Annotated in this window: 12 protein-coding genes; 5 read left to right on the forward strand and 7 right to left on the reverse strand. The window is 34.1% G+C overall.

Annotation, left to right across the window (positions count from 1 at the left end):
* Window positions 1-220 precede the first annotated feature (220 nt).
* From AY601_RS09830 to AY601_RS09840, 3 genes are all read right to left on the reverse strand, one after another.
* Window positions 221-520, reverse strand: coding sequence for a hypothetical protein (locus tag AY601_RS09830; protein ID WP_068399950.1), 300 nt, complete (start codon window positions 518-520; stop codon window positions 221-223).
* Between the two features lies 1 nt (window position 521).
* Entirely contained in the window at window positions 522-1,118 is a 597-nt protein-coding gene (locus tag AY601_RS09835; protein WP_068399952.1) for a TlpA family protein disulfide reductase, read from the reverse strand.
* Window positions 1,119-1,190: 72 nt separating this feature from the next.
* Window positions 1,191-1,667 carry a hypothetical protein gene (locus tag AY601_RS09840; RefSeq protein WP_068399954.1) on the reverse strand — a complete coding sequence of 159 codons (477 nt, stop codon included), beginning with the start codon at window positions 1,665-1,667 and terminating at the stop codon, window positions 1,191-1,193.
* 415 nt (window positions 1,668-2,082) lie between these two features.
* Between AY601_RS09840 and AY601_RS09845 the strand changes: the two genes are divergently transcribed.
* A complete protein-coding gene (locus AY601_RS09845; protein ID WP_068399957.1) occupies window positions 2,083-2,355 on the forward strand; it encodes a helix-turn-helix domain-containing protein in 273 nt (90 codons plus the stop codon).
* A 62-nt stretch (window positions 2,356-2,417) separates the two neighbouring features.
* Window positions 2,418-2,912 (forward strand): hypothetical protein, encoded by a 495-nt coding sequence (locus AY601_RS09850; protein ID WP_198163660.1) that lies wholly within the window; start codon window positions 2,418-2,420, stop codon window positions 2,910-2,912.
* A 325-nt stretch (window positions 2,913-3,237) separates the two neighbouring features.
* On the opposite strand, the gene AY601_RS09855 is transcribed toward AY601_RS09850, so the two are convergent.
* Window positions 3,238-5,424: a family 16 glycosylhydrolase gene (locus tag AY601_RS09855; protein ID WP_068399960.1), complete on the reverse strand. Its 2,187-nt coding sequence runs from the start codon at window positions 5,422-5,424 to the stop codon at window positions 3,238-3,240.
* 71 nt (window positions 5,425-5,495) lie between these two features.
* On the opposite strand from AY601_RS09855, the gene AY601_RS09860 reads away from it, so the two are divergent.
* A complete protein-coding gene (locus tag AY601_RS09860; RefSeq protein WP_068399963.1) occupies window positions 5,496-6,329 on the forward strand; it encodes a glycosyltransferase family 32 protein in 834 nt (277 codons plus the stop codon).
* 411 nt (window positions 6,330-6,740) lie between these two features.
* On the opposite strand, the gene AY601_RS09865 is transcribed toward AY601_RS09860, so the two are convergent.
* From AY601_RS09865 to AY601_RS09875, 3 genes are all read right to left on the reverse strand, one after another.
* Window positions 6,741-8,675 (reverse strand): DUF262 domain-containing protein, encoded by a 1,935-nt coding sequence (locus tag AY601_RS09865; RefSeq protein ID WP_068399966.1) that lies wholly within the window; start codon window positions 8,673-8,675, stop codon window positions 6,741-6,743.
* Window positions 8,676-9,360: 685 nt separating this feature from the next.
* On the reverse strand, window positions 9,361-9,924 hold the full coding sequence (locus tag AY601_RS09870) for a hypothetical protein (protein ID WP_068399969.1): 564 nt from the start codon (window positions 9,922-9,924) through the stop codon (window positions 9,361-9,363).
* Window positions 9,914-10,462, reverse strand: coding sequence for a hypothetical protein (locus tag AY601_RS09875; protein WP_068399972.1), 549 nt, complete (start codon window positions 10,460-10,462; stop codon window positions 9,914-9,916). Before AY601_RS09875 ends, AY601_RS09870 begins: the two co-directional genes overlap by 11 nt.
* Before the next feature lie 539 nt (window positions 10,463-11,001).
* Here AY601_RS09875 and AY601_RS09880 point away from each other — a divergent pair.
* Both AY601_RS09880 and AY601_RS09885 read left to right on the forward strand, forming a co-directional pair.
* Window positions 11,002-11,796, forward strand: a complete 795-nt coding sequence (locus AY601_RS09880) for a hypothetical protein (RefSeq protein ID WP_157287818.1) — start codon at window positions 11,002-11,004, stop codon at window positions 11,794-11,796.
* A complete protein-coding gene (locus tag AY601_RS09885; RefSeq protein WP_157287820.1) occupies window positions 11,762-12,193 on the forward strand; it encodes a hypothetical protein in 432 nt (143 codons plus the stop codon). The genes AY601_RS09880 and AY601_RS09885 overlap by 35 nt, the downstream gene beginning before the upstream one ends.
* Window positions 12,194-12,215: the final 22 nt, after the last annotated feature.

Here is a 12,215-nt window from a genome sequence, read left to right on the forward strand (position 1 = left end):
AGTTGTCAGTGATAGTTTTACGTGTGTTTCATACGGCTTTTGAGATACTGGTTTTATTGGTTAGTTTTATTGATGTACTGATATCTTGGTATCAATATGAGGTGATGGTATTGGTGTTAGCTCTGATCAGAGGCTGGTAATGGGAATAGTTTTTACTGATGAAACAAAGCAAGGCGGCACTACCAAAACCTCCGTTCATTAGGCCGCCCGCTTTGTAGATTTAATTTTTTGGATGGTTCACTGGTTTTGGCAAATAACCATCCTTCACCCCTTTTACATAAGAGACTTCCATGAATTCAATAAGCTGCTCCTGGAAAAGTAACATGGCCGAAATATCAGAAGGTTCCGCATATACATTAACCTGGCGTAACCATGCCCGAAGTAACAAGTGAAGCTTCTGTCTAACCTCTGTTAATGGATGAAAACTGAAAAAGGTATTAAGACCTCTGTTCGGGTCAGCAATAAATTCCTTGGAAACTGTATGAGGCTGATAATTTAATATTCTAATGTAATCCTTCATTTTATTGTTTTTTTAGTAAGCTGGTCAATGATTTAGAATTATTCATATCCACTTTCACGCGCATATTTCCAATATTATCATTGCTTAAAAAGTAATCGACATTTTCTGCGGTGACTTGTTCGGCGGTTGTTGTTGCTACGACTTTACCAGTTTGATCCAGCCATACATAATGCGGCAGATGGATATGAGGAAATAATTGGTGCAATGCTGAATCATCGGTAACTACTGGAATAGCTGATGGCTGTGTTTCGTGGAGTTCTTCCAGAAAAGGTAATATTTCTGATTTGGGCTGATTGGTCACTTTAATAAACTGAACCTCTCCTCCATATTTCTTTTGCAGCTCTTCTGTTTTTGGAAAATTAGCCAGACAAGATGTACACGAGGTTGTCCAGAAATCAAGAATGATCAGTTTAGCTTTAAAATCAGAAAGATTGGTTTTCGTAGTTTCATAATTGTAGACGTTTGTCAAGGTTACATCAGGGATTCTACCTCGTATTTTAACGGGTTTAAATGCAGGTGTTATAGATTGAGCTTGGGATGGTGCGCTGAAAAATAGGCAAAGCGTGGCCATGGCGATTATTGAGATCGTTTTTTTCATGTTGTTATGTTGAGTTTATGATACCTGTGAATTGTTTAAGCTGGTATCATGGGTAAATTGGTTTGAAGAGAATTATTGAGATGCCGTTTGCTGGATGAAATGGCCTTGGATAGGTACACTACTCTGGGAAAGCGGAAAGTGATAGTAATAATCATCAAGAATCATTTCAATAGTCAGCCTTGTTCGATAATTTGTGAAGTTTATCCAATTTAGCAGAGCATAAAGGCTCTTTGTTGCCTGAAAATCATTTCCTTTTTTTGGAGTTAGTTTTTGGATTTTAGCAATGTTATTAGTCATCTGTGCCTGGTATTGTTTTTTTACACTTTCTGACATTTTCAGCGAATCAAGCAAGCGAACTATGGTAAAAGCAAAGTGTTCAATACTCTTTAATTCAGTTGCTTTTAGGCCCGAGAGATCACTGTTTCCAAGGATGTGCAGAATGGTTTCATGAAATACACATACTCGGTTGTAAGTGTGTTTAGCATTGACAGAATCAATTGATTCTTGCTCTTTAGTAGGAATGGGATTATTTGGCTTTTTCATACTCATTTTTAATTGGTTAAAATTTAAATGAGCCGAATAGTTAGAGAATCTGCCTAATGAGACGGGGCTGACCACTCGCTGACTAATTGCAAAAGAGGCTCTGGTAGGCCCACCTCCATTTTAATTGCTTAAAACTTCGGCTTCACTATTTCTTGCGAAACAGCTATCGTGCAAAAATAAGCGAGCGCCAGCCCCACCTCGTAATAGGGTTTGCAAATATAGGATTTTGGCGCTCAACTTACACTCGCACGATTAAAATTTACCAGATTCCTTTCGCGAGGCTCGTATTTATTAATTAATATTATTTGACCATATATTAGTTGTTAGCTGTTTTATCGCAACACATCAAATATACACTATTAGTAGAATTATTCCAAATTTGGAATAATAATATTTAATTAATTAAAGTCCATTTGTCTGTATGGCTGAGCAATATATTGACATAGATTTTTTAAACATTATTAGAGATAAATTATGGAAGATTTCTAATGACAAGAAGATCACATTAGAAGATATTCAAGACAGAACAGGCTTCAGTTACAGCCAAGTATACAGAATTGTCAGAGGCAGTAATAATATGTCAGTTAGCGGATTTCTAGCTATCTGCAAGGCTTTAGAAGTCCATCCATCAAAAGTTCTTGATTTTGACTTTGAAATCCCTAAGTATCCTCCGACAAGGAAGAACTTCAAATAATCAGAAAATATCTCTTACGCTCTCCTATTTACTATTAAAATATTACGTTTAATTAACTTCTCATGGATTTGAAATATAACAATCTACATCATCTACAAGTTGGTAGAATCGGTGAATACTGGATTAAACTAATGCTTACTATGCAAGGTTTCGACACCTATTATTCCGATGTAGACAATAAAGCAATAGATTTTGTAGTACGCTTAGATAATTCTAAACACATAGATATTCAAGTCAAGACTATAAGATTAAAAAAATCAAGTTACGTCTTTGTAACTAAAAAGAGTTGGGCCGAACATGAAATGAGCAGGGCAAACCTATATTTGGCTTTAGTTATCTTAAAAGAAGATCAATATCCAGAATCATATTTAATTCCTTCCAGTGCATGGCTACGGCCAGATGAATTATTTTGCGATAGAAAATATCAGGAAAAGGGTCTCAAAAGTCTTGATGAATGGGGCTTAAATATATCAACGAAGAATATGCATCTATTAGATCCGTATAAATTAGAGAAACAAGTCAAGATTCTAAATCAATTGTCACTCACTAATACTTAAATGGAAATCCTTAATTATCACAATCTCTTTGCACAAATAACAGGATTGACTGAGAGATATAGAAACATAAATGAAATTACTGGTGAAGATTTTAACCTCTTCTGAATACTTTAAGTACCTAAATAAATCAAAAGCCCTGATTCTCGAATTTACGGTGTCTGAAAATTGGGGAGAGGTCAAAAGTTGCGAATTTTCGCATCTTTTACAGTTCGATTTTTAGGAGGGGTTACAAACATCTGAATCAATTCTGGGCTGTAGATGCCCTTGATAAGAGAGCTTTAAAGTGAAAGGCAGCTTTCTCAAGCAAAAAAAAACAGGTAATGAATTAAGACAATGAATAGATCGAAACAGATAAAATGTGGGCGGTGACAGGAAGATTTTGACCAATAAAAGCACCAGCAAGTTCTTCGGATTGTGAAGGCCAAAGATTTACAAAAAGCGTCATAGGTTGATTAGGAATTGGTGAAGGTTGCCAATTTGCACGCGAATGAATTAGCTTTCCATCAACAAACCATCTTATCCCATTTGGTTCCCATTCAATTGAATAAGTGTGGAATTCTTCTGAAGCATCAAAACCAAGGTCTACAGTTACAGGCGTGCCTCTTACTCCAAAATTCCAACCGTACCCATTGCTTCCAGGATTAAAGTATACATTAAGAAGTACCTTAGTTGTATCATTACCGATGAATTCTATGTCCAACTCCTGCCATGGATCGTTTCTGTGTAAAAAGAACGCGGTTATAACTCCATCCATTTTAACAGGTTTCATAGTCACCTCAAATCGTCCATATTGGTAGCGGGACTGACTTGCTATTGAGGCTGAAGAAAACAGACGGGACTTTAGTGGTCGATTTTCAAGTACAAGATCAAAACCACCCAATGGATTAATTTTAAAATTACCAGCGGTAAACTCCGCTAAATTTGAAGGAAAAGATTCTTCAAGAAACCTCCAATAACGTTTATCAACCTGCTGAAATGTCTCCACAAGTACGGGTTCAAAACTATCAATTGGATTTCTCTGGAAGTAAAGCTCCGTGTTTACTCCGAAAGCAGAAAGTCTTTCAACGGGTATTATCCAAGGTGTTACATCATGCTGTAAATAAGAAAAGTCTCTAATGTCTCTATCTGATTTTAGATTTTTGCCGAATTTGTAATCTGGAACAGATTCTAAGATCGGAAAGGGAAATGGAGGTATTTTGCATTTAAGAAATTTGCATAACTTTTTCCAGGATTTAGTATCATCATTTAATGACAGATGTTTGTTCCTATCATATACAAGGACGTCATTCACGCCTATAAAATATTCACTCACTATTTTTTTTGACTCAGAAAGGAAATGATCCTCAGTTTTTCCTATCCAAATAAACAATGCTGTGGGATACATTGATGCTAATAGGCTGAAGTCTGTAGAAATCGTGATACCGATGTATGCATCAAATAATAATGGTTCATTATTTTTAAGTAACCGATTAATTGTATCCGTTTGATTTCCATTATAATCCCAACTGCATCGGTAGCCCAAAATGCTAAGGGCCGTGGTCATAAGGCTGGCTTGACCAACATTTTCAGACAGGAGGAAGACAGGATTTCTACCTTTTCGTTGTTGCAATTCAAGATGTGTCTTGTCAGATTGAATTCCAATTTGTGATAAAACAGGTAGAATCGAATAGTTATTACCTGATTGTAAATCATTTCGTTGAAAAATAAGGGAAGGAGCCGATGAGTAAACATCCAGATTTCTAAACTGTAAGTTCATCCAAAGATCCACCGGACCAATCACCGGCAGAGCTTCTATGAGTTTTTTTGCTCCTTTATAGGAAAGCACATATCCTGACAACCACCACAACCCTTTTACTGGCCGATTTAAATGTTTCGTAAAACTTTGTTTTTCGGCCCCCCAGTCTACTTCACGATAGGATAGATAAAGTAAATCAAAGTCGGGTAAGCCACTGCTATCTACTGGTAATTCTTTCCAGAGCGCATTCATTTTTCTAGCGAAGAAACTTTCAAAAAATATATCGTCCTCTAAAATTAGACAAAAGGGCTGTTTTTCTTCTATTATTTTTCGCCAGCAAGAGATATGTGACAGGGATACTGCTATCTCCTCCTTAGTCATTGTAACCCAAATTTCTTTGTCTCTTATAATATCAAGAAGCCGAGGATCGGGATCCACGGCATATTGATCCCTCAAGTTAAATTTCGCATCAACCTGTTCAGAAGAAAAATTGGTTGTATCAAGAACCTTTCCATCGACAGCTTCAATTTTACGGCAAAATTCTTGCAAAGTAATATTATCAGTAACTTTCTCTCTTTTTAACTCATCGGTAATTCGTTCTAATCTGTCTGGTTGACGTTGAAGATTAATAATATAAATTGCATCAATTAATTTTCCTTTTGAATCAAATTTGTGACCAAACGCATTATGTTTTGTACTGAGAATTACTTTTCGTTTAATTTTTTTGAAGAAAAATTTGGCTCTTCTTAGAAATTGAGTGTCAAGGTTGATATTCATTAATTGAATGTTTCGCAAAGAATTTAACTAAAGTCTGAATGTAGTAACTTTACAACTAAATCCCTAATTATATGACAACTCAAGAAAATATTGATGTTCATGTTAACGACCACAAGTTAAGATCCCAGTTTATACAAAGACTTGTACAAGATAAAAATTCAAATCTAATGGAAACCCCTTTCAAAATTATTCCAAGGGTATTAATACAGTTCTGGGATAACTCCGAAAAAATACCAAGTGATGTAAAGGAGTGCATCGATAGTTGGAGCTATCTGGATGAACATGGTTTCAAGAGGCTATGCTTCGATGATTTTTCTGCTGAGTGCTTTATAAGAACTGAATTTGACGACAATCATCTTCAAGCTTATAATATGTGTCATCATCCAGCTATGAGGTGTGATTATTTCAGGCTTTGTTACCTCTACAAATATGGTGGATTTTATCTAGATGCAGATGAAAATTATTTAGGAGCTGATATTGAGCCACTTTTAGTTGGCGCCAAACTTCGTCTAAACCCACTTTGTTATAATATGTTAAATGACGAGATGGTTACTTCTAGATGTTTTCTGGATAATCAAGAATCATCTGAACATTGGATATTTTATGTAAACAATAATCCAATAATTGCACCTTCTGGGCACCCACTACTAAATCTCGCATTATCCAGAGCTACAAAAATATTATTGGAATCTAAAAATCCTATTGCCGATATACAATCCACAACTGGTCCAGGGAATCTATCAGCAAGTCTTGTTCAATATGCAATGATGCTTGATCATGAAAATAAACAATATGATTTCGAAATAATCGATAATTGGGACAAAATTTCTAATAGCCCTTGGCCACTCAGCTATAGAAATGATCAGAGAAACTGGAGGTTATGGAATCCTAATAAACCTGATTGATATTAGGTTATCACATTAACCAATCAATATGTAGCTAGCTGTATGATAGAATTTTAATGTCAGCTCCACGTGTAACCCCTCCTAAAAACGGACTGTATAAAAGGTGACCTCCCCCGAAAAACCAGACCGCTGAAAAGTCGAAAAAATCCGGGCCATACCTAGCCCCTCTTTCAATACGAAATACAATAGGCCAAGATTATAGTCCGACTTTGTAACCGTAAACTAAAAAACTGATAATTAATTATCAGTTTTTTAGTTTACGGTGAGTGTTACTGTTGTTTCCCAGTTAATACTATTTTGCTTGCAATAAAATAAATGGCTTTTACCCATTTTGGAAGTGATGACTTCGTACAACGATTAAAGGGTTTATAAAAATTGAAGGTACGGACATTGATATTTTGGCCTGTCTGCCTAAACATTAATTACAGTTGTTTTTTCATTTGGAAGTTTCCAACGCTCTAAAGCAAACTTTTTAAATACCTCTTCCCGTTGTTCACAAATCTTATCAGCCATTTCTCTCCAATAATTTTTCGTCTTACGTCTTTGCGTCATTTCATTATCAACCAACCTGAAAATTTTACTCAGTTCTGCAACCTGAATCATATCCAAAGCACCCTCTCCCGCACCATTCAGCTCCTCCAACTGAGCAATCTTACCTGGAATATTCTTGTTGCTTAAGCTGATATTGCTACTAAGCCCACAAAGAACAAAGTTTCCTAACCTCCTTTTAGTATGAAAATCAGATGGAAACTCTACTTCCATATTTTTTGAAGCCCAAATATGTTCAATAGATAATTGGTCATTCTTGTTGTGCCCTATATTCTTCTTTCCTGTCAGTAATCTTTTCCATTCAAAAGAACGTTTAGCTTTCTGTGAGCGAATATGTTCCTCGTAACATGAAAGAAAATACCTAATTCCAATCCAACGATAATAGTTGAAGCTTTCTCCATAATCTAACTCTAAATTATCTATAAACCGGTTTTCTGGACAGAAAGCATCGGTAATCTGTACAAGATTTTCAAAAAGCCATTCAAAGACATCACCTTTTATTGCAACCTGATTATAATAAGTTATTGCAGGATCATTCTCAGAATTCCAATTTCGATCATTGAAGAATTCCCATGCAAACTCAAACATATCAGCTTGTTTACTATCAGCTCTCCTGAAAATATCTGGTAAAACATAAAGTCTCATATTAACAACTTCTAAAAGATTCAATAATCTAACGACCTGATGTGGAATATCCAACCTGGACATGATTGACAGATACAAAGGCATAATCGAAGCATAAGTTGGCTGAGAACGGAGGTAAGTTAAACAACGGGTTAATTCAGTTTTAATTTCTCCATTATATACAATATCAAATTGGTCTCCATTAAAAAACCAAGAATAATGCTTTGCTGAAAGCGCAACAAATTCCACAAAATCACGCATTCTGTCAACAGCATTATCGATATAATCTTCATTACAATCTTTTACGTTGAAAAGCTCCTTACATTCATCATAAACATACCAACTCTTATCTTTACTGGTTTTAAAGAAAACAATAAAACAATATCTTAAAAATGCATTTTCATCATCATTACTTGTTCGATGTGCCTTACTGAGACTGATTTGTATATCGGACCATCTCAGGTTTATTTCTTTTCTTAACCTCTCTCTACTATGAACTGTGGCATAGTAAATAAAAAAGTTTTTAATTTTTTCAAGTTCCGAGAGCTGTTTACCGCGGTTATTTATTACTTCAAACATAATCCCGATTTCCCGATTTTGTTCAGGAGTAAAGAATAGGAAATTAAGCTTTGTCAAAATCGTATTGTAGATTACACTTGGATCAACATCATCTTTTCTCAAAAATTCCTTGAAATATTTTGATGCATTAATTATTGATTCATGGGATTTAGTTTCAGCATTAAAATCCTGGTGTTGGATAATCGCATATTGGAAACATTTCCTTGTTTCTATATTAGGCGTCAATACGTTCCGCTCATTGCCTTTCGTTCCTCGTGAAATAAAAATGGGGTAAATATCTTTGAATAAATCAGGGTCATAATGATATATTTCATTTAAGAAAATTATCAAAGTGGTAAGGCGTTGTTGTCCATCAACAAGCTCGTATGTATTTGACGTAGATTCATTAATTGCTGCAACGATAGTCCCTGTATAGTGCTTGCCATCTATCTTTGTAATATTAAGTATATCCTTAGTTAGATCTTCAAGATGTTCAGTTTCCCAAGAATAACCTCGCTGGTAGTCAGGAATAATAAAATAATTGTTTGTAAAGAGTTCTTTCAGGTTAAACGTTTTCGAGCCTAAGACAGTCAGTTCTTGTTGAATTGAGGGCATAAAAATTGATATTTGCAAGCTTTCTTTTTAAGGATATAAGATCTAAAACTAATATCTTTAAAATTTAATTATTTTTTTTGTAAAACTAATATTTTAACCCATATTATTTACATAATTAACCTCGATAAATATGACTTTGCAAATTTGTTTGAAGAATTTCACTTGTTACTATCAGAGAGAGACGAATTAAAATATTGGATTTTATGAAAACATACAATATGTCTCATTAATAAAAGGAAGAAAACCTTCCTTCAATCCAATTAAATTAGCTTTTTCCTCAATTGAAGACCATTTACTAAAGATATCAATAGTAACTCAGGAATTTTTGCTCCTATACCTTCGTGACAACTTAGAATGATTTCAGCTTCTATTCATGAGTAATCCGTATCACGTCAACATTTGTGAACCATTTTAACATTTTTAGGTCTGGAAACAAGTTGTTGTTTATATTGACTATCAAAAGGCTTTATACCCTCTATTAATGGTGGAACTGGAGACTTTCAAGTATTAGAAATATGCATGGATATTTTCTCCAAGTTTACATAATGCACTTAATAACAAAAGAGGATGTAAAATAAAATGTGTCTCTAAATTAATAATTAACTAGCTGACACATTTTATTTTACATCCCCTTTGCTTTTTCACGCATTTTACCAAATAGATATTAGCAGAAATGTATTTGTGTTTATTTTCTAAAATGTAATAATTCCCTCATTTTCCTTATTTGCTTTTCAACTTCGATGGAAATTTGTTTTTTAGGCATATTCTGTTTCTTGAATTTTGTTTTAAGAATTTCTCTTAAAATTTTATTCCATCTTTCATCTTGATTCAAATTAGGAACCTCCATTAAAACTATATATTGATCTGCTCTATTAGATATTTTATCTCCAGGAAATCCGTATAAAATGTTCAGTCCTCTTGATTGAAAAATTGCATCTATTAATGCAGGGTTTTTCTCTAATGAGAATTCAATATAAAACTCAAATTCTCTTGGTTTCGCGAATTTCACAAGAAGTAGCCAATTCTTAGGTTTGAAATATTGTAATAATGGAGATGCCCATTGTGTAGTTACATCGCCTTGATTTATACTAGTATTATGTGCTTTCAAAAAATCTTTAAGTTCTTCACCATTTTGATAATTATTCAAAACTACATATGGAATTAATCTTCCATCCGCCCATTTAGGATCTGATATTAATCCATTTTCTTGAATTGTATAAATTGGTAATTTACGCCTATCAATGTTCATATAGTATTTCTTTTATTAAATTTGAAGTTACTTTTGAAGTATTTCCTTGTCCATCTTCAATTATCAATTCATAAAAATCTATTCTTTTTGCGACTAAAATTTGAGGAAAATTAAAAATCACCCATCCTGATTTTATTTCTTTTTCGTCAATTCGAATTTCCAAGGGAAATTTACCTAAATTACTATGGTAATTTTCATGAAATAGAGAAGGTGAATGTTCGATAATAATTTCAGTAGTTTGATTACCGTTATAAAAATATACTATTCTGAGTTTGGGAAGTATTGAATTTTTTGTGTTTGAAAAATTTGTGATTCTAATATTAAACAATAATAATTTTTCGTTTACATTTTTATAATTAAATTTATAACTATCTTCCAGATATATCGAAAATTTAGATTTTCTATTATCGAAATCAATTTTATCTAACTTAAATTTCTTTCTATTCAATCTGTAAATTAAAATAGAGGTAATTAGTGCTAGAATTGCTATTAATGGTGTAATATTACCCTTAAGGTACACTGAAATTTCTTCAATCATATTATATTTATTACTTCTGCTAACAATATGATTAGCGAGCCCTGACGCCGCTAAGTCCCCTCTATATCCGTATTACAGTACATGTATCAATAAAATTAACATTTTTTTGTGAATCAGCAAGATAGTCGCCATCAAAATTAATTTTAGGTTGATAAAGGGAAGCCCCACTACGTAAGCTACAGAAATAGACATTGTCATCTTGTGAACTTAACCCGATTAATCATGCCCTCTAGTTGTACTGCAAGAAGGACAACGATATACAAAATTAATCCGCTCTTGGCATTTGGCCTGGGGAGAATGGAGGCGCGACTGGGTATACCTTTGCGATTTGATACCCTCCGGAACACCGAACCTTAACCATATACTTTTATCACAAATCAGTCACGCATCGCCTCATATGATCGGAAATCAAGATAATAAGAATTAATATTTTATCTTAGAGGTAATTATGAAAATTCAAGAATAGAATTAAGTTCCTATAAAACTTTCCATAATTGGTACGGTATATGCGAACAACTATACTAATTGACGCAAATACCATGAACTTAGAGCAACTAAAAGTCGAGATCTCAAATGCTCAGCAACGGCCGTTGTCAGGAGGAATAACAAGTAATAACATGACTATATTTGATAACGGAAATGGTCAGCTTACACTGTCAGGTGACATAACGATTACCATCAAAGTTTTAGACCTCACCTCTACCGGGGTTTATACACTAAACAGTTTCATGAATTTCACACAACAGACCATAGCCAATAAATTAAAAGGAAATATATTTGTTGGTGGTTTTGGCTTTTACAAATATGATTCGAATCGTAAAAAGTTCACGAATAAGCCCTGTACGTACACTATTAGGTACAACTTCAATTATATTGTTAAATTGACTCAAATAACGATGTTAAGCCAACTATCTGGAAATGATTTTGTCCTCGCCGTAGTTGACGATATTCGATCTTCATTTACTGATAAATATGGCAAATCACGCAAAGTTAGCGGGTTAACTAATGGAGCAGGAGGCCCTGCTATTGTTAGTTATAACGACTGGGCTAAATATCCATATCTAGCCGTGCATGAATTTTTTCACACATTAAGTTTGGGCGATATAGAGGATAATAGCCAAAAACAAAAGTTGATGTATCATTTAGGAGGAAATACTGGATCATCTGTTTCAAATCAGGAATTGATTGATGTAAATCGTTATATTATGAGTGATATAAGTAATGTGGCACGTGGCCGTTATACTAACCCCGGGCTAAATACAGTTAATAGATTACGTACTTTTTTAAATAGCTCTTCAAATGGTTTTATCTTCAATAAGGCTAAGTTTAGGTAGCCTGGGAATGTGTGTCCTATTCGCATGTACGGGTTCGGTTAATAATGAAAATAGAATACCGCAAGTTATTAAGGCAGTAAAAGATACATGTAACCTTGATCTTACTGGAGGCCGCAGATTAATAGCCAATTTAAGCTGTACCAACTGCCACATAGTCTGGGACAACGGGCCTAGAATGCGGAAGAATATCCCTCTATTTACAGAGTTATCTGCAATGGATAGTGTAAAACTAAGAGATTATATTTTTAAGACCAAACACAATGGGATGTATATTAAAGATTTTCCAGATGCTGGAAAAAGAATTGACAGCCTATCTGAATGCGATAAAAATAATTTGATCCACTATATTAAAGATCATAATAAGGATCATATAAATTCATCATCTAAAAATAAATAACGATGCAGGTAGCTAATGATTT

Origin of the sequence: Pedobacter cryoconitis, from assembly GCF_001590605.1 — a bacterium.
GTDB classification, from domain to species: Bacteria; Bacteroidota; Bacteroidia; order Sphingobacteriales; family Sphingobacteriaceae; genus Pedobacter; species Pedobacter cryoconitis_A.

Excerpts from the sequence above, each read along its gene's own strand:
- AY601_RS09830 (WP_068399950.1), bottom strand. The coding sequence starts at position 520 with ATGAAGGATTACATTAGAATATTAAATTATCAGCCTCATACAGTTTCC.
- AY601_RS09835 (WP_068399952.1), bottom strand. The coding sequence starts at position 1,118 with ATGAAAAAAACGATCTCAATAATCGCCATGGCCACGCTTTGCCTATTT.
- AY601_RS09840 (WP_068399954.1), bottom strand. The coding sequence starts at position 1,667 with ATGAGTATGAAAAAGCCAAATAATCCCATTCCTACTAAAGAGCAAGAA.
- AY601_RS09845 (WP_068399957.1), top strand. The coding sequence starts at position 2,083 with ATGGCTGAGCAATATATTGACATAGATTTTTTAAACATTATTAGAGAT.
- AY601_RS09850 (WP_198163660.1), top strand. The coding sequence starts at position 2,418 with ATGGATTTGAAATATAACAATCTACATCATCTACAAGTTGGTAGAATC.
- AY601_RS09855 (WP_068399960.1), bottom strand. The coding sequence starts at position 5,424 with ATGAATATCAACCTTGACACTCAATTTCTAAGAAGAGCCAAATTTTTC.
- AY601_RS09860 (WP_068399963.1), top strand. The coding sequence starts at position 5,496 with ATGACAACTCAAGAAAATATTGATGTTCATGTTAACGACCACAAGTTA.
- AY601_RS09865 (WP_068399966.1), bottom strand. The coding sequence starts at position 8,675 with ATGCCCTCAATTCAACAAGAACTGACTGTCTTAGGCTCGAAAACGTTT.
- AY601_RS09870 (WP_068399969.1), bottom strand. The coding sequence starts at position 9,924 with ATGAACATTGATAGGCGTAAATTACCAATTTATACAATTCAAGAAAAT.
- AY601_RS09875 (WP_068399972.1), bottom strand. The coding sequence starts at position 10,462 with ATGATTGAAGAAATTTCAGTGTACCTTAAGGGTAATATTACACCATTA.
- AY601_RS09880 (WP_157287818.1), top strand. The coding sequence starts at position 11,002 with ATGAACTTAGAGCAACTAAAAGTCGAGATCTCAAATGCTCAGCAACGG.
- AY601_RS09885 (WP_157287820.1), top strand. The coding sequence starts at position 11,762 with ATGGTTTTATCTTCAATAAGGCTAAGTTTAGGTAGCCTGGGAATGTGT.